17 protein-coding genes are annotated in these 14801 nt (G+C 74.8%); 6 read left to right on the forward strand and 11 right to left on the reverse strand.

Annotation, left to right across the window (positions count from 1 at the left end; genetic code table 11):
* Positions 1 to 661 precede the first annotated feature (661 nt).
* Positions 662 to 1162, forward strand: a complete 501-nt coding sequence (locus IE329_RS34680; RefSeq protein WP_229928001.1) for a DUF3761 domain-containing protein — start codon at positions 662 to 664, stop codon at positions 1160 to 1162.
* Positions 1163 to 1301: 139 nt separating this feature from the next.
* Here IE329_RS34680 and IE329_RS34685 read toward each other — a convergent pair whose 3' ends face one another.
* The 3 genes from IE329_RS34685 to IE329_RS34695 all read right to left on the reverse strand — a co-directional run bounded on the left by IE329_RS34685 (position 1302) and on the right by IE329_RS34695 (position 3578).
* Positions 1302 to 1559: a Prokaryotic metallothionein gene (locus IE329_RS34685; RefSeq protein WP_073923170.1), complete on the reverse strand. Its 258-nt coding sequence runs from the start codon at positions 1557 to 1559 to the stop codon at positions 1302 to 1304.
* A 171-nt stretch (positions 1560 to 1730) separates the two neighbouring features.
* Entirely contained in the window at positions 1731 to 2129 is a 399-nt protein-coding gene (locus tag IE329_RS34690) for an ACT domain-containing protein (RefSeq protein WP_190215010.1), read from the reverse strand.
* A gap of 147 nt (positions 2130 to 2276) precedes the next feature.
* Complete coding sequence (locus tag IE329_RS34695; protein WP_190215011.1) at positions 2277 to 3578, reverse strand: hypothetical protein; 1302 nt, start codon at positions 3576 to 3578, stop codon at positions 2277 to 2279.
* A 412-nt stretch (positions 3579 to 3990) separates the two neighbouring features.
* Here IE329_RS34695 and IE329_RS34700 point away from each other — a divergent pair, with 412 nt between their 5' ends.
* Positions 3991 to 5301, forward strand: coding sequence for an MFS transporter (locus IE329_RS34700; protein ID WP_229928002.1), 1311 nt, complete (start codon positions 3991 to 3993; stop codon positions 5299 to 5301).
* 148 nt (positions 5302 to 5449) lie between these two features.
* Here IE329_RS34700 and IE329_RS34705 read toward each other — a convergent pair whose 3' ends face one another.
* Together IE329_RS34705 and IE329_RS34710 are read right to left on the reverse strand one after the other, a co-directional pair.
* Positions 5450 to 6031 (reverse strand): dihydrofolate reductase family protein, encoded by a 582-nt coding sequence (locus tag IE329_RS34705; RefSeq protein ID WP_190215013.1) that lies wholly within the window; start codon positions 6029 to 6031, stop codon positions 5450 to 5452.
* Positions 6032 to 6266: 235 nt separating this feature from the next.
* Positions 6267 to 6998 carry a hypothetical protein gene (locus tag IE329_RS34710; RefSeq protein WP_190215014.1) on the reverse strand — a complete coding sequence of 244 codons (732 nt, stop codon included), beginning with the start codon at positions 6996 to 6998 and terminating at the stop codon, positions 6267 to 6269.
* 169 nt (positions 6999 to 7167) lie between these two features.
* Between IE329_RS34710 and IE329_RS34715 the strand changes: the two genes are divergently transcribed.
* On the forward strand, positions 7168 to 7863 hold the full coding sequence (locus IE329_RS34715; RefSeq protein WP_190215015.1) for a PadR family transcriptional regulator: 696 nt from the start codon (positions 7168 to 7170) through the stop codon (positions 7861 to 7863).
* Positions 7864 to 7914: 51 nt separating this feature from the next.
* Here IE329_RS34715 and IE329_RS34720 read toward each other — a convergent pair whose 3' ends face one another.
* Together IE329_RS34720 and IE329_RS34725 are read right to left on the reverse strand one after the other, a co-directional pair.
* Complete coding sequence (locus IE329_RS34720) at positions 7915 to 8118, reverse strand: hypothetical protein (RefSeq protein WP_190215043.1); 204 nt, start codon at positions 8116 to 8118, stop codon at positions 7915 to 7917.
* 64 nt (positions 8119 to 8182) lie between these two features.
* A complete protein-coding gene (locus tag IE329_RS34725; RefSeq protein WP_190215044.1) occupies positions 8183 to 8455 on the reverse strand; it encodes a hypothetical protein in 273 nt (90 codons plus the stop codon).
* Between the two features lie 554 nt (positions 8456 to 9009).
* Between IE329_RS34725 and IE329_RS34730 the strand changes: the two genes are divergently transcribed.
* Positions 9010 to 9711: a bifunctional DNA primase/polymerase gene (locus tag IE329_RS34730; protein WP_190215016.1), complete on the forward strand. Its 702-nt coding sequence runs from the start codon at positions 9010 to 9012 to the stop codon at positions 9709 to 9711.
* Positions 9712 to 9777: 66 nt separating this feature from the next.
* On the opposite strand, the gene map is transcribed toward IE329_RS34730, so the two are convergent.
* Positions 9778 to 10623, reverse strand: coding sequence for a type I methionyl aminopeptidase (map, locus tag IE329_RS34735; RefSeq protein ID WP_190215017.1), 846 nt, complete (start codon positions 10621 to 10623; stop codon positions 9778 to 9780).
* Between the two features lie 116 nt (positions 10624 to 10739).
* Here map and IE329_RS34740 point away from each other — a divergent pair, with 116 nt between their 5' ends.
* Positions 10740 to 10973 (forward strand): hypothetical protein, encoded by a 234-nt coding sequence (locus IE329_RS34740; RefSeq protein ID WP_073923178.1) that lies wholly within the window; start codon positions 10740 to 10742, stop codon positions 10971 to 10973.
* Between the two features lie 122 nt (positions 10974 to 11095).
* On the opposite strand, the gene IE329_RS34745 is transcribed toward IE329_RS34740, so the two are convergent.
* Positions 11096 to 11593: an anthrone oxygenase family protein gene (locus IE329_RS34745; RefSeq protein WP_190215018.1), complete on the reverse strand. Its 498-nt coding sequence runs from the start codon at positions 11591 to 11593 to the stop codon at positions 11096 to 11098.
* A 151-nt stretch (positions 11594 to 11744) separates the two neighbouring features.
* Here IE329_RS34745 and IE329_RS34750 point away from each other — a divergent pair, with 151 nt between their 5' ends.
* Complete coding sequence (locus tag IE329_RS34750; RefSeq protein ID WP_190215019.1) at positions 11745 to 12710, forward strand: AraC family transcriptional regulator; 966 nt, start codon at positions 11745 to 11747, stop codon at positions 12708 to 12710.
* A gap of 32 nt (positions 12711 to 12742) precedes the next feature.
* Here the strand turns inward: IE329_RS34750 and IE329_RS34755 are convergent, their stop codons facing one another.
* Both IE329_RS34755 and IE329_RS34760 read right to left on the reverse strand, forming a co-directional pair.
* On the reverse strand, positions 12743 to 14059 hold the full coding sequence (locus IE329_RS34755; RefSeq protein WP_190215020.1) for an MFS transporter: 1317 nt from the start codon (positions 14057 to 14059) through the stop codon (positions 12743 to 12745).
* A 124-nt stretch (positions 14060 to 14183) separates the two neighbouring features.
* Entirely contained in the window at positions 14184 to 14768 is a 585-nt protein-coding gene (locus tag IE329_RS34760) for a hypothetical protein (RefSeq protein ID WP_190215021.1), read from the reverse strand.
* Positions 14769 to 14801 lie beyond the last annotated feature (33 nt).

The following is a 14801-nucleotide window of genomic DNA, read 5'->3' on the forward strand; positions in this document are numbered from 1 at the left end:
AAGCATCCGAACCACCACCACTGCTGCCACAACCCGTCAGCACCAGCGCACCGGTGAGACAGCCGGCCGAGAGGAGAAGGACAGATCGGTTCAAGGGAGTTACCACCTTATGAGTTGACCTGAAGCCACCCGTGGCGGGGCGCCGGTGCGGCGGCCCGGCTCCTGGGGGAGCCGGGCGGTGCGGCCGGTGCGGCCCGCGCCGAAGTACGGGTGTCGGATCGGGGGTTGTGGAAGGCCTGCGACTTCCTGGGTGTGGCAAGTCTTACTCCGCAGTCCCGGGCCGGAGCTAGGGCACAAGGGTGCAGGTTATCGAATCGTTGCTGCGTGCTCATGCTCGGAAGGTGTCAAAACTGTGCAAGAAGCTACAGAACGGCCACGAAGTACGGAGGCGTTCTGCTCTCTTCTGCGTGATACTGATGGCAACCACGCACAATCAAGCAGTTGCTGATCCGAGCCGGGCCGGACGGAGGGGGCCGGTCCGCCATGGTCCGCGACTTCCCGGCGGCCCGTCCGGCGAGCTGTCCGGTGCTCGCCCCGGTGCTTGTCCGAGCCCCCGTCACGATGCCGGGAGTACCGGCCCGGTCGCCCGCGGTAACGATTGGGTGGTCAGCTGACGCATCGCCGGCGCCGCCGGCCCGTGCCGGGAGTAGCTTCACCGTTCGTGATCAGAACTCTCTCCCGCCTGCTGCCCGTGGCCGTCGCCGTACTGGCCCTCGCCGCCTGCGACCCGAACACCCCGGCGCCCGCCGTGACCAGGGCCGCCGCGGTCGCGAGCCCCCCGGCGGCCCCCGCGCCGCCCACCACGCCGCCCGCGGCCCCGCCCGTCGCGCCCGCGCCCGAGCCGGTGGTGACCACGGAGGCCGCACCGCCGCCCGCGCCCGCCACCCCGGCGCCGGCCCCCGCGCCCGCCCGTACCGTCGCGCCCACGACCAAGGCGCCGGCCCCCACCAAGGCACCCGCTCCCGCCCCGGCCCCGACCAAGGAGCCGGAGCCGGAAGGCAGTTGTGCCCACCACACCGTCGGCGTCTGCGGCTGGGACGTCGGTGTCTCCCCCGCGCACGCGGGGGAGACGGCCCAGTGCAAGGACGGCACGGCCTCGGACTCCGCGAACTTCAGCGGCACCTGCTCCGGCCACCAGGGGGTGCGGTACTGGTTCAAGTGAGCCTGGCCGGGGTCACCCCGCGCTGCACGCTGCGCGCTGCACGCTGCGCGCTGCACTCGGCAGGTCGCAGGTCGCAGGTCGCAGGCCGAAGGCGGCCCCCGTCCTGGACGGGAGCCGCCTTCCGGTCACGCGGAGCGGGTCAGGAGGGGTGGGCGCCGACGGCGTCGCGGATCTGCTCACCCAGGCCGCCGTTGACCCGGGCGCAGTTGGCGCAGCAGAAGAAGCGTCCGGAGACCTCCACGCCATGGCCGACGATCCGCACCTGGCACTGCTCGCAGCGCGGCGCGAGCTTCTCCATCGCGCACTCGAAGCTGTCGAAGGTGTAGGTGTCGCCGGTGATCGTCTTCACCTCGAAGGCCAGCCAGTAGTCGTTCCTGCAGACGTCGCAGACCGCCATGGGGTCCGTCTCCCTTCCTGTCGGCGCTGACCGGCCGGGACGGCGCTCAGCGAGTCCCAGTGTCGGGGCGCCTCCCGGGCGCGGCCATCGGCGTTCGGCCGTCCGGGTGAGGGAGGACCCGGGGCGGGGGCCGCCCGGGCCCTGTTCGGCCCGGGCCCTGCCCGGCGCGGTTCAGGCCTGGCTCGCGGCCAGCTCCTCCAGTGCCCGGACGGCTGCCTCGGCGTCGTCGGCGGCGACGAACAGGTGGTCGTGATGGAAGCCCGCGACCACGTTGCAGCTGATCCCGACGTCGGCCAGGCGGCCGGCCACGGCGGCGGTCAGCCCCACGGCGGCCAGCGCCGAGTGGATCTGCAGCGTGATCCAGGCGGCCACGTAGTCGTAGCGCAGCCCCAGCTCGTCGGCCTCCTCCTGACGGACCACCACGGTGACGCCCTCGGGTTCGGCCACCGTGACCACCGGCCGCATCCCGGCCGGCACCTTGGCGGGCAGGGTGCAGTACACGTAGCGCCCCGGGTTGAGCTGGGGACGCATTCCGCCGAGCAGCTTCGCGAGATCCATTTCACCGGCCATGGCGGCCACCGTAGCGGCTGGGCGCCCGGCTGTCCCGCCCCTCGCCTGGTGTGGCGCAAGGCGGCGGGGCGGGGTGAGGCGGGCCGGGCGGGGCAGCGGTCCACCCCGGGGGCCGGGCCCGGCGCGCGACCGGGCCCGGCCGGCCGGTCACTGCTTGAGCAGGGCCACGTAGCTGCCGCTGGCGGGGTGCGGGAAGAACCTGGTGCTCTGGGGTTCCTGGGCGGGCCTGTTGGCGCTGACCGCGGCCCGGTACACCTTGCCGTCGAGGTAGAGCAGGCTCCCGTGCTCGATGCCCCCGGCCCGCTGCACGGCTTCGGGCAGCCCTGTGAGCTGGGTCCACGAGCCGCGTTCGCCGTCGCTGAGCCAGAACACCGGCATGCCCGCCGGCGGCCAGGAGCTCGTGACCGCCACCGTCGGCGGGGCGGTGGTGCCCACGGCGTCCAGGGCGTCCAGGGCGACCAGGTCCGGCACCCCGTGGTGGTTCAGGAACACCAACTGCTGCACCAGGTCGGTGAGTCCGTGGCCCGGTGCGTGCGCGAGCAGCGCGGGGACCAGCTGCCGGCAGTACAGGTCCAGCAGCCGCCCGACCGGCAGGCCGAACGCCGCGCGCGCCTCGTCGACGACGTCGAGCATGCCGACGCGCTCGGTCAGCCGGCTGGCGATCAGCCCCGCCGCGTCGAGGCCCTGCACCGCGGCGCGGGCGCGGGCCTGCCGGGGGCCGGGCTTCGGGCGGTCGGCCACCGCGTCCGGCCCGGCCTGGCTGATCCGGGCGATCAGCGCGATGAGCCACTCGACCCGGGCCGGCGAGGACGCGTCCATGTCCTTGCTCTTGGCCTCGTAGGCCGCGAACTGTTCGGTGGCGTCCTGGCCGGCCCTGCGCAGCAGCGCCGCGGCCCACTCCGCCGTGCCGCTGCCCGCGGCGGCCGCGTGCATCCGCGCCGCGGACCGGACGTACTGCTCCTGGCGGTCCAGGTCGGTGTGCTCGTCGGCCCGGCGCATCCGGTCGAGCACCAGCCCGAGGCGGGCGTCGTCGCCCTCGGGCGTCCGGGCCAGGCGCTGGAGCAGCAGGGCGGCCGGGGCCGCGTGCAGCTCCAGCTCGTGCAGCAGCGTCGTCGACGCCTCCACCGGGGACGCGCCCGGTCCGGCCGCCACGGTGACCTTGACGGCCGCATCGTGCCGCCCGAGCAGCAGGGCCGGCCCGCTCAGGAAGGCCTCCTCGGCCAGGGTGCCGGCAGGGGCTCCGGGGAGGCCGACGAAGGTCCCGGTGTTGCCGTGGGCGCCCGTCCCGGTGTCGAGCACCTCGATGAGGAGGTGCACCGACTCGTGGGTCCGGACGAACGTGAGGGCGTCCCTGAGCTGGGGGCTCAGGAGGTGGGCGTTGTCGACCAGGGACTGCAGGGAGGTCTGGACGTTCTTCGGCACCGCGGGCTGACCGCTGAACTTCAACATCCCCGTCACGCTAGCCGCGCCCCGGCGCCGGGGGCAGCCCTTCGTCCGATCCGGTGACGATCCGTCAGTGGCCGTGGTGGTGAGGGCCGGTGTCCGTCGCGCGCCCGCGCGCGACCGGAGTGCGGGGCGGCCGCCGGTCGGCGCCGCCGGCCCGGCCGGGGCCACGGCCGCCCGCCGTGGCACAAACCGCTTCTCACGTCCGGCCGCCGGGGCTAGTGTTCTCGGCGGACACCCCACGAGGAGCTGAGAGATGGCCGGCAGTCCCGGCGTGCGCTGACCTGGTAGGCCGTGACCGGCCCGTCATCGCATGCCGCCCCTGATGTCGCGGCACAGCGAGCCTTTCCCTGCCCGGACCGTGCGCCCCTCGCGCGCCGGTCGACGGGCCTCGTCGCCGTACGTCCAAGGGGGCCCCGTGCCGTCCGCATCCTCCGTCGCGCCCGATTCCGGCCGGCCCGTTCCCGCCGGCCTGTGGCGGGACGGCGACTTCCGCAGCCTCTGGCTGGGCCAGACCGTCTCCCAACTCGGCGAACACATCAGCCTGCTGGTGTTCCCGCTGTTCGCCGTCCTGGCCCTCGGCGCCGGCGCCGGCCAGCTGGGCGCCCTCCGGGCGGTGGGGCAGGCGCCGGTCTTGCTGTTCGCCCTCCCCGCCGGCGCGTGGGTGGACGGGCGGCGGACCCGTACGGTGATGGTGCTCGCCGACGCCGGCCGGGCCCTGGTCCTGGGCGCCGCCGCCGTGGCCGGTCTCCTCGGCCGGCTCGGCCTGCCCGCGCTGCTCGTGGTCGCCTTCGCCGTCGGGGCCCTGTCCGTCCTCTTCGACGTGGCCTACCAGGCCTCCCTGGTGCGGATGGTGGACCGCGGTCAACTGGTCCGGGGCAACAGCGCCCTGGAGGGCAGTCGGTCCGCGGCGCAGACCGGCGGTCCCGCCCTCGGCGGTGTCCTGGTGTCGCTGCTGTCGGCGCCGGCCGCGGTCGCCTCCGGTGCCCTGTTCTTCGTGCTGTCGTTCCTGTCGGTGCGCCGGATCCGCCGGCCCGAACCGGTTCCGGAGCGCTCGGCAGGGTCCCCCGGCACGGGGCGGCGGATCCTGGCGGGCCTCCGGCTGGTGACCGGCGACAGCTCGCTGCGGACGGTGTGCCTCGCCTCCGCCGCCTTCCAGTTCTCCTTCGCGGCCGTGACGACCGTCTATCTGCTCTTCCTGCCCAGGGAGTTGCACCTGTCGGGCACCGCCGTCGGGCTGTCGCTCGCGGCCACCGGCCCGGGTGCGCTGCTGGGTTCGCTGCTGGCCGCCCGGCTGCCCGGCCGGTTCGGCCACGGCGTGGTGCTGGTGCTCGCGGCGGCCGTGGGGGACGGCGCCTTCCTGTGCGTGCCCGCGTTGCACGGCTCCGCCGCGGTGACCCTCCCGGTGCTCCTGGCGGTCGGCTTCGTGTTCGGCGCCGGCGGCCAGCTGGTGAACGTCACCGTCATGGCCGTCCGGCAGGCGGTCACCCCGGACGGGATGCAGGGCCGCGCCGCCGCGACGATCACCTTCGTCGGCATGGGGTCGGCCCCGCTCGGTTCACTGGCCGGCGGGGTCCTGGCGCAGGAGTGCGGGTTGCGCACCGGCCTCCTGGTGGCGGCCGCCGCGATGTTGCTCTCCCCGGCGCTGATGGCCGCCTCCCCGCTCGCCCGCCTGGGGCGGGAGCTGCCCGTCGGCACGGGGCGCGCGGCCGGGCCGTCGTCCGCCTGACGCCCTCGGGGCAGGCTCCGGCGCGGCTGCCGTGCGCCTGCCGCCCACCCGGCGCCCCCGGGCCCGCACCCCGCCCGCACGCCGCCCGGCCGCCGTGCACGGCCGTGGGCGTTCGCGGCGGGGTCGCTGCGCGTCCCCGTCGGACCGGTCAGCGGCGCACCCGGTAGCGCAGGTGAAGCACCCGGTTGCCCTGGATCACCTCGTCAGGGCCCTCCAGCAGGTGCTGCGCGTGGACCGCCCCGAAGTAGCGCTTGCCGGACCCGAGCACGACGGGCACGACGTCCATGCGCACCTCGTCGATCAGGCCCGCGGCGAGCACCTGGCCACCCACGTCGCCGGCGGCGACCTCGACCGTCCGGTCGCCGGCGAGCTCCTGCGCCCTGGCCACGGCTGCCTCGACGCCGTCGGCGAAGTGGAACGGCGCCCCGGGGTCCCAGCCCTCGGGCCGCGGCCGGTGCGTCACGACGACCACGTGGTCGATCCCGCCCGGCGGCTTCCCGTCCCAGCCGTCCGTCAGGTCGAAGACGTGGCGGCCGACGATCGTGGCTCCGATCCGGTCCCAGTACGGCCGGGTGTAGTCGTAGGACGCCTGTGAGACCTTCAGCGCACCGCTCTCGTCCAACGGGACGTCACCGCTGGTCAACCAGTCGAACAGCGGTCCGGGCCGGTCGTTCTCGTCCGCGACGAAGCCGTCCACCGACACCGAGCTGTACATGACCACCTTGCCCACGGGGCTCTCCTCTGCTTCGGGTGCGCCAGATCAGCGTGTCGTGAGCCGTCGCTCCTCCCGCCGCCCCGACGGGGCCCGCCCCGGCTCGACGCCCGGTGAGCCACCGTCCCGGGGCCTTGACCTGCGGCCGTCCCGCCTCATCGGCACGAACGATTCCCGGTCCCACTGTGACGGCAACCGGGCCGGGCCGCCTGTCACGGCACATCTGACCCGTCGCATCGACGTTCGGCGAGTCTCACCGGACTTCGACCGGCGCCCCGACCGCGCGGCTCGGCCCTGTCCGCCAGGAGGTCCGGCGCCACCAGGGCTGTGCTGCCCGGCGCACCGGGGCCTCGCTGGCAACGGGGCCGGTCCGTCCCTCGACGGGGGTGTCCCATTCGATCAGGGCGGCGGGGAACCAGGTGACGGGCTTGGTGTCCCTGCGGGCGTTGGCCCAGGCGGCCACTCGTGCGGCGGCTTCCCCGCCGGGCAGCAGGCCACGATCGGGGTCGGTCGCCACGCCGAGCTCGCGCACCCCGGCCTCGTGCGGGTTGTTGCACAGCCAGCTGTGGAGCAGGCCGTCGTCGTAGCCGAGCACCTCCCAGCCGATCTCGCGTCCGTCCTCTGCCCCTTCCCCGACGGGCAGGCCGGCCCGGCGGTCGAGGTGCGCGAGCAGCACCGGCTCGTCCGTACCGGCCGCGACGACGTCGGCGGCGAAGCCGTCGACGTGGTCGGAGGGCACCAGCAGGGCGTACAGGCGGGCCCCGGCCGGCACCGGGAGGGACCGGCAGGCCGCCAGCGCCTCCGGCGCGCCGGCGAACCAGTACCCGTCCTCCGGCAGCCGGTCGACCAGGCAGTCCGACGCGGTGGTCAGCCCCGCCCTGCGGGGTACGGCCGAGCCGTTCAACGACGCGGTCACGGCGACGAAGTAGCCGGCCAGCACCATCTCACCCGGCACGCCGTCACCGGCAGGAAGACCCTCGATCATCTCCGAACCGTACCTGACCTGCGACATCAGACTCCGATGAGGCTCGTCGACCTCGACCGGGCAGGTCGCCGACAGTCGGGTTCCGTTGACGAGCGACAGTTACCGATATATCGTCGAGTTATCGAGACAGTTACTTCGAGACTGTCCGCAAGGAGAGGTGGTGGGCGTCATGCGCCCAGGGAACCGGTACAGGGAGCAAGAGGGAGGCGGGCGCGGCGGACGTCGTCGCGGCCGTGGCCCGGAGTTCGGGGACATCCCCGGTGAGGGGTTCGAGGGGCGGCGGGCCTTCGGGCCGTTCGGGCCGCCGTTCGCCGGCGGGCCCGGCGGGCCGGGGTTCCCCGGCAGGCCGCCCAGCGGGCCGTTCGGACACGGCTTCGGCGGTCATGGCCGTGGGCACGGCGGGCCGCGTGGCCGCCGTGGCGGGCGGGCCAGGCGCGGAGATGTCCGGGCCTCGCTGCTGGCGCTGCTCAAGGAGCGGCCGATGCACGGCTACGAGATGATCGCCGAGATCGGCGAGCGCACCGGCGGGGCCTGGCGGCCGAGCCCGGGTTCGATCTACCCGACCCTCCAACTGCTGGAGGAGGAAGGGCTGATCACCGCCCAGGAGGTCTCCGGCAAGCGGCTGGTCCAGCTCACCGACGCGGGCCGGGCCGAGGCCGAGGCCGGCGCCGACGAGCCGTGGGCGGAGGCCGGCCGCGAGGTCGACTGGGAGGCCGTCCAGGAGGTCGGCCAGGCGCTCGGCGCGGTGGACGCGGCGATCCGGCAGGTGATGGCCACGGGCACCGAGGCGCAGCGCGCCAAGGGGCTCGCCGTCCTCACCGAGACGCGGAAGAAGCTCTACCTCATCCTCGCCGAGGATGAGTGACCGGCCGGGGGGACGGCGGCCGGGCGGTGCCGTGGCGGCCTCGGGGCCCGATCAGTCGCGTACGGCGAACAGGGCCGCGCAGACCATCAGCAGCACCGCCCAGCCGAACCACAGCCAGCCGTTGGGGCCGATCGTCACGCTGTAGAGGCTGATCAGCACCAGCAGTCCGGCCGCGAGCAGGACCGCCTGCCGGCCCCGCCGGACGCCGCCGTGACCACTGCCGCCGGCACTCCGGTGCCGCTTGACGTGCGCCATGTCCGTCCTCCTGCCGCCGCGGCGGCCGCCAGGGCCGTCCGCACCGTCGGACGCGGCGCCGCCGTCACTCGGGCGTGGGCCCGGACTCCTCGGGTGTGACCGCGGACGGGTCGGGCGCGTGCCCCGACGCCGGTCCGTCGAACTCGTAGCGCCAGTGCCAGCGGGCGCCCCGGTGCTGCTTGGCACGGACGTAGACCAGCGTCTCGGCCGGAACGTCCCCGTGGGCGGGGACCGGCACCCGGTAGGTCTTGGGCACGCCGTTGAACGGCCCGAGCAGGATGGGCAGGATCCGGCCGTCCAGTGGTCCGCCGATGAATTCGGTGTCCGCGCTTCTCACCCCACCAGCCTCTCACCTCGGCGCCGCCGGCGCGGCGACGGGTCGGCTGGGGCTACGGAGCCGGGCGCTTCCGCTGACCGGGCGGGTGCCGCGGACGCGCCCGCGGACGCCCGCCCGGTCAGCGGCGTTCCCGCCGCCGGAGCCGCCGCCGCCCGCCGGGTCACCGGCCCACGGCCGGTGACCCGCTGTGACCGGGCGGGCGGACGCGGCCGGGGAGCGGTCGTGATGTGACCGGGGATGCACCGCCCCCGGTCATCCACAGGTCCCTCACACCCTTATCCTGCTCTGTACGCCCTCGGGTCATCGCCCGGGTCAGCGGGCCCGTACGGGCCGGGTGAGGCGCGCGCCCGCGCGCCCGTCCGCCGAGCCGCAACTCTCGTACTCCGTACCGTGACCCCGAGCGTCGGCCGTCCGGTGACCCCGGCTCCGGCCGGGCGGCGGAGACGGCAGACCGTGCCCCCCGGGAAGCAGCGGGGCCCGTCCGGTGTTGCCTCGCATGAGTTGCGTCCGATGCTGTGCCGCACCAGGCACGGCAGGTGTACGGAAGGGGCCCGATGGAAGCCAGCAGCAGGTGGACTACCTGGTGGCAGAAGCGCGATCGTCAGCGGGTCCGCCCGGTGGCGCCGGACAGCCCCGCCGCCCGACTGGATCAGCTGCTCGGCGCCGTCCGCGCCGGCTTCCCGCTCGCACCGGCCGCGCACCCGGCGGGCTACCGATGTTCCTGCGACCGGGTCGGCTGTCCGGCCCCGGCCCAGCATCCGGTGTCCTTCGCCTGGCAGACGCAGGCGACCACCGATCCCGAGCAGCTGGCCCGCTGGCTCTCGCGCGACCCGCAGGCGAACTTCATCACCGCCACCGGCCGTGCCCACGACGTCCTGGACGTGCCCGCCGAGGCCGGCGTGCTGGCCCTGGCCAGACTCACCGAGCTGGGGGTCGGCGGCCCGGTCGCCGCCGTCGGCGCGGACCGCTACCTGTTCTTCACCGCCACCCGTGGCACCCCGATCGACGAGGACGAGTGGTGGCCCAGCGCGCTGGACTCCACCCCCGACACCATGTCCGAGCACCCCGGGCTGCGCTGGCACTGCCGCGGCTCGTACACGCTGCTCCCGCCGGCCGCGCTGCCGGACGGCTCCGAGGTGCGCTGGCTGCGCGGCCCCGAGCAGCCGCTGCCGGACCCGCTGCGGGTCCTGGACGTGCTGACCGACGCCTGCACCGAGGTCGGCGCGGTCGCCGAGGAGCAGTGGCTGATCGGCTGACCGGTGGTCCGGGCCCGGCCGGGGAGGTCACGGCGGCGGGCCCGGACGCGCGTCACGGCCGGCGGGTCACGGCAGGGTGAGCACCTCGGCGCCGTCCGCCGTCACCACCAGGGTGTGCTCGAACTGGGCGGTCCGCTTGCGGTCCTTGGTGACGACCGTCCAGCCGTCCTCCCAGATCTCGTAGTCGTAGGTGCCCAGGGTGAGCATCGGCTCGATGGTGAAGGTCATCCCCGGCTTGATCACCTCGGTGGCCCGCTCGCTGTCGTAGTGCGGGATGATCAGGCCGGAGTGGAACGACGTGTTGATCCCGTGGCCGGTGAAGTCCCGCACCACGCCGTAGCCGAAGCGCTTGGCGTAGGACTCGATCACCCGCCCGATCACGTTGACCTGCCGGCCCGGCTTCACGGCCTTGATCGCCCGGTTCAGCGACTCCCGGGTGCGCTCGACCAGCAGCCGGGACTCCTCGTCCACGTCGCCGCAGAGGTACGTCGCGTTGAGGTCGCCGTGCACCCCGTGGATGTACGCGGTGGCGTCGATGTTGACGATGTCGCCGTCCTGGAGGACGGTCGAGTCCGGGATGCCGTGGCAGATGACCTCGTTGACCGAGGTGCAGATCGACTTGGGGAAGCCCCGGTAGCCGAGGTCGGACGGGTACGCGTCGTGGTCGCACATGTACTCGTGGGCGACGGCGTCCAGCGCGTCGGTGGTGACCCCCGGCGCGATCAGCTTCGCGGCCTCCTCCATCGCCCGGGCGGCGATCCGGCTCGCGATCCGCATCTTCTCGATCGTCTCGGCGCTCTGCACCTCGGGCCCGGTGTACGGGGTGGGCGCGGGCCGGCCCACGTACTCGGGGCGGGCGATGTGCGCCGGAACCTTGCGGGTGGGGGACTGGATGCCGGGTACGAGAGCCATGACGGCGAGTCTATCCGCCGGGTCCCGGCCGCCCGGCGGGTTGTGCGGGGGCGCCGCCGGGCATGATCGACATGAGGCCGAGCAACACGACGTCCGACCGACAGGAGAGGCCCGAGATGGCTCTGGGATTCAACCGCAAGCCGACCGGGAAGCCCGGCGAGTGGTTCTACTGCATCAAGCACGCCAAGGTCGAGGAGGGCCCGGAGTGCCCGGCCAAGGACCGGCTCGGCCCGTACGCCTCCCGGGAGGAGGCCGGCCAGGCGCTGGCGATCGCGGACGAGCGCAACCGGGAGTGGCGCAACGACCCCCGTTGGCACGACGAACCGGCGGCCGGGGCCAAGGAGGACTGAACCCGGGCCCCGGGCCCGCCGGCCCCAGCCTGCCGGCCCCAGGCCGGGGCCGGCCGTCCGCCGCTCCCGCCGCTCCCGCCGCTCCGGCCGGTCACCGTGCGTCGCCGGCCGGGCGCCGCGGTTCAGCGGATCCGCCCCTCCAGCACCAGCGCCCAGGCCAGGCAGCCGAGGGCGCCGGTCGAGGACACCGCGCGGACGATGTTCCAGCGCACCCAGGTGCCCTCGAAGTGCGCGCGCAGCCCGGCGAGGTCGGCGATCCCGTCCGGGGCGCCGGCGGCGGCGAGCTGGTTGTTGAGCGGCACGTTGACCGCCGAGGTGATCACGAACATCACCCCGTACAGCACGATCGCGGCCACGATCCAGGGCAGCACCGACCGCGCGGAGCCGCGCCAGTGCAGCGCCGCGGTGATCCCGGTGAGCAGGATCGCGCCGCCGAAGCCGATCCCGAACCAGCCGTTGAGTATCGAGGTGTTGATCCGCTGCATCACGTCGACGAAGGTGCGGTCGTCCGTCCCGCCCAGCGCGATCATCACCGAGCAGGCGTAGGCGTAGAAGAGGCCGGCGGTGAGCCCCATCGTGACGGTGGCCGCGAGCAGTGAGGCGGTTCTGATGACGGACATCGCGATCTCCTGGAGGCTGGGGTGACGGCCGGGGCCGGGGCGGACGGTTTCTGTCGCTCTGTCAGTCAACCGTGGCGGCCCCGGGCGGGGCCATGGCCGAGAGGCTCACGGGCATACGCGGGCGTCCAGGCGCTGTCCTAGACTCGGCGGTATGGACGCACTCGCGGGTCTGCTGGACGGGCCGAGGGCCCGGGGCGCCTTCCTGCTCAGATCGGTGCTGGACCCGCCGTGGTCGCTGCGGATCCAGGACCGCGCACCGCTCACCCTCGTCCAGGTGGAGCGCAGCGAGGCGTGGATCGTCCCGGACGAGGGCGAGCCGCGGCGGCTGCGGCCGGGCGACATCGCGGTGCTCCGCGGCCCCGACCCGTACACGATCGCCGACGACCCGGCCACCGAGCCGCAGATCGTGATCCACCCCGGTGAGCTGTCCACCACCCTGGACGGCCGGGAGCTCTGCGACGACATGGACCTCGGGGTGCGCACCTGGGGTGACAGCCCGGACGGCTCGGCCGTGCTGATCAGCGGCACCTACCAGCTGGACGGCGAGGTGAGCCGGCGGCTGCTGGCCGCCCTGCCGCAGGTGCTGGTGCTGCCCGCCGAGGCCTGGAGCAGCCCGCTGCCGGCGCTGCTGGCGGAGGAGATCGGCCGGGACGAGCCGGGCCAGGAGGTGATGCTCGACCGGCTGCTCGACCTGCTGCTGATCGCCGTCCTGCGGGCCTGGTTCTCCCGCCCGGAGGTCGGCGCCCCCGCCTGGTACCGGGCCCAGGGCGATCCGGTGGTCGGCCGGGCGCTGAAGCTGCTGGACGGGGACCCGGCCCGGCCCTGGACGGTCGCCCTGCTCGCCGCCGAGACCGGTGTCTCGCGGGCCGCGCTGGCCCGCCGCTTCACCGAACTGGTCGGTGAGCCGCCGATGGCGTACCTGACCGGCCGGCGGCTCTCGCTGGCCGCCGACCTGCTGTGCGAGCCGGAGGCCACGGTCGGTTCGGTGGCCCGCCGGGTCGGCTACGGCAGCGCCTTCGCACTCAGCACCGCCTTCAAGCGCGAACGCGGGGTCAGCCCGCAGGCGCACCGTGAGGGCGTGCGGGCCGGCGCCGCCGCGACGGCCGGCCGCGGCTGAGCGGCGGCCGTCGCGGGGGAGATGACGCCGGATCAGCCCACCGGGAGCGGGTGCTTCTCCCGTTCGGCCTTCACCGCGGCGACGTGCGGGTCCGTCCGGGCGTCGTAGGCGAGCAGCTTGGGCAGCGCGGCCGCCAGCGCGACCACGCCGACCACGCAGGCGAGTCCGCCGGCCCAGATCGAGCCGCGGACGCCGATCGCCCCCGCCATCGCACCGACCCGGACCTGGCCCAGCTGCGGGCCGACCGAGTAGCTCAGCAGCTCCACACCGGCCAGCCGGCCGCGCAGTTCGTCCGGGATGGACTGGTTCCACATGGTGGCCCGGCCCAGGCCGCTGACGTTGTCCGCGCCGCCCGCCACCGCGAGCAGCAGCAGCACCAGCCAGATGTTGCCCGCCAGGCCGGCCCCCGCCATCGCGGCGCCCCAGCCGATCGCGGCGACCACCACCATCCGCCCGTGCCGGTGCACCTTGGACGCCCAGCCGCTGGTCGCCGAGACCAGCAGCGACCCGACCGCCGAGGCGCCGTACATCAGGCCGAGCGCCCAGTGCGCGTCCAACTCGTCCGCCAGGAAGGGGAAGACCGCGTTGGGGAAGGCGAACAGCATCGCGCAGATGTCCACCACGTAGGTGCCCAGCAGCTCCGGACGGCCGCGGGCGTACCGCAGGCCGGCCGCGATGCCGGCCAGCGAGGGCTTCGCCGCGCCGGTGGGCGGCGGCACCGCCCGCATCCGGGCGAGCAGCAGCAGGGAGACCGCGAAGGTCAGCACGTCCAGCGCGTAGGCGGTCTGCACCCCGGCGAAGGCCACGATCAGACCGGCCAGCGCCGGGCCGAGGATCGAACCGGCGCTGCGGTACAGCGAGGTGAGGGCGTACGCGGCGGTCATCTGGTCGTGCGCGACGATCCGCGGCGTGAGGGTGTCCAGCGCCGGGCGCTGCAGGCCGTCCAGGGCCGCGACCAGGCCGACCACCAGGTAGACCGGCCAGAGCAGCGGGGTCGGCAGCAGCGCGTTGAGCAGCAGCAGCCCGGACAGCAGGCCCAGCCCGGCCTCCGCGGCCAGTACCAGCTTGCGCCGGTCGAGCGCGTCGGCGAGCGCGCCGCCCCAGAGGCCGAAGACGATCAGCGGGATCAGCTCGACCGCGCCCACCAGGCCCACCGCCAGGTAGGAGCCGGTCATTTCCTTGATCTGGAGCGGGACGGCGATGTACGTGAGAAAGCTGCCGAAGGTGGTGACGCAGCCGGCGCTCCAGAGCAGCCGGAAGTCCCGCGACGAGCGCCAGGGCGCCAGGTCCGGGAGGAGGCCGCGCAGCAGGGCGCGCGGCCGGTTTGTATGCGGTGGTTCGTCGTTCACGAGGGGGAATTTTCCGCCGGGCCGGCCGCCCCGCGCAACGGGATTTCCGCCCGGCCCGCCCGCCCTCGCCCGCCCGGCCCGCCGCCGTCCCGCTCGCCGCCGCCCGGCCGCACCGGGCCCCGGTTCACCAGCGGGCCACCGGGGGAGCGGTCAGCCGCCGGGCCAGGGCGGCCAGCCGCGAGCCGCCGCGCGGCGCTCGCTCCCCGGCCGCCGCGCTGACCAGGTGCTGGACCAGCTCGAAGGGCTCCCCGGCGGCTCCCTCGACGGTCAGCGACTCGTGCGCCAGCGCGGCCAGTTCGCGGTCGCCGGTCTCCACCGTCAGCACCGTCGCCCCGGCCCGGCGGGCGTCCAGCACCCGCTCCAGCAGCGGAGGGCCGGCCTCGCCCGGGGCCGTCACCAGCACGGTGGCGCCACGCCCGGCCGCCGCCAGCCCGGTCAGGCCGTGCGCGAGGTGGGCGGGCGCGCCGGGCGGTACGGCGTGCCGCAGCAGGGTGGGGGCCAGTCGCGGGACGCCCGACCGCTCGGCCTCGTCCGCCAGATGGGCGGCCAGGTGCCAGGGCTCGTAGCCCGCGTCGCCGACCAGCAGCAGGCCGCCGGCCGAGCGCCGGGTGACCGAGTGCCGCAGCGCGCCCGCGAAGGCGCGCGTCGACTCGATCCAGCCGGTTCCGGCGAGGCTCTCCCGGAGTGCCGAAACTCTCACCGCGTCCATGCCGTCAAGCATGTCGTGGGGCCCGGGGCTTTG

It is taken from the genome of Kitasatospora indigofera, assembly GCF_014655955.1.
Classification (GTDB): domain Bacteria; phylum Actinomycetota; class Actinomycetes; order Streptomycetales; family Streptomycetaceae; genus Kitasatospora; species Kitasatospora indigofera.

Bases quoted from the DNA above. Each gene is read 5' to 3' on its own strand.
- IE329_RS34685 (WP_073923170.1), bottom strand. From the start codon at position 1,559: ATGGCGGTCTGCGACGTCTGCAGGAACGACTACTGGCTGGCCTTCGAG.
- IE329_RS34690 (WP_190215010.1), bottom strand. From the start codon at position 2,129: ATGGCCGGTGAAATGGATCTCGCGAAGCTGCTCGGCGGAATGCGTCCC.
- IE329_RS34695 (WP_190215011.1), bottom strand. From the start codon at position 3,578: ATGTTGAAGTTCAGCGGTCAGCCCGCGGTGCCGAAGAACGTCCAGACC.
- IE329_RS34710 (WP_190215014.1), bottom strand. From the start codon at position 6,998: ATGATCGAGGGTCTTCCTGCCGGTGACGGCGTGCCGGGTGAGATGGTG.
- IE329_RS34715 (WP_190215015.1), top strand. From the start codon at position 7,168: ATGCGCCCAGGGAACCGGTACAGGGAGCAAGAGGGAGGCGGGCGCGGC.
- IE329_RS34720 (WP_190215043.1), bottom strand. From the start codon at position 8,118: ATGGCGCACGTCAAGCGGCACCGGAGTGCCGGCGGCAGTGGTCACGGC.
- IE329_RS34730 (WP_190215016.1), top strand. From the start codon at position 9,010: ATGGAAGCCAGCAGCAGGTGGACTACCTGGTGGCAGAAGCGCGATCGT.
- map (WP_190215017.1), bottom strand. From the start codon at position 10,623: ATGGCTCTCGTACCCGGCATCCAGTCCCCCACCCGCAAGGTTCCGGCG.
- IE329_RS34740 (WP_073923178.1), top strand. From the start codon at position 10,740: ATGGCTCTGGGATTCAACCGCAAGCCGACCGGGAAGCCCGGCGAGTGG.
- IE329_RS34745 (WP_190215018.1), bottom strand. From the start codon at position 11,593: ATGTCCGTCATCAGAACCGCCTCACTGCTCGCGGCCACCGTCACGATG.
- IE329_RS34750 (WP_190215019.1), top strand. From the start codon at position 11,745: ATGGACGCACTCGCGGGTCTGCTGGACGGGCCGAGGGCCCGGGGCGCC.
- IE329_RS34760 (WP_190215021.1), bottom strand. From the start codon at position 14,768: ATGGACGCGGTGAGAGTTTCGGCACTCCGGGAGAGCCTCGCCGGAACC.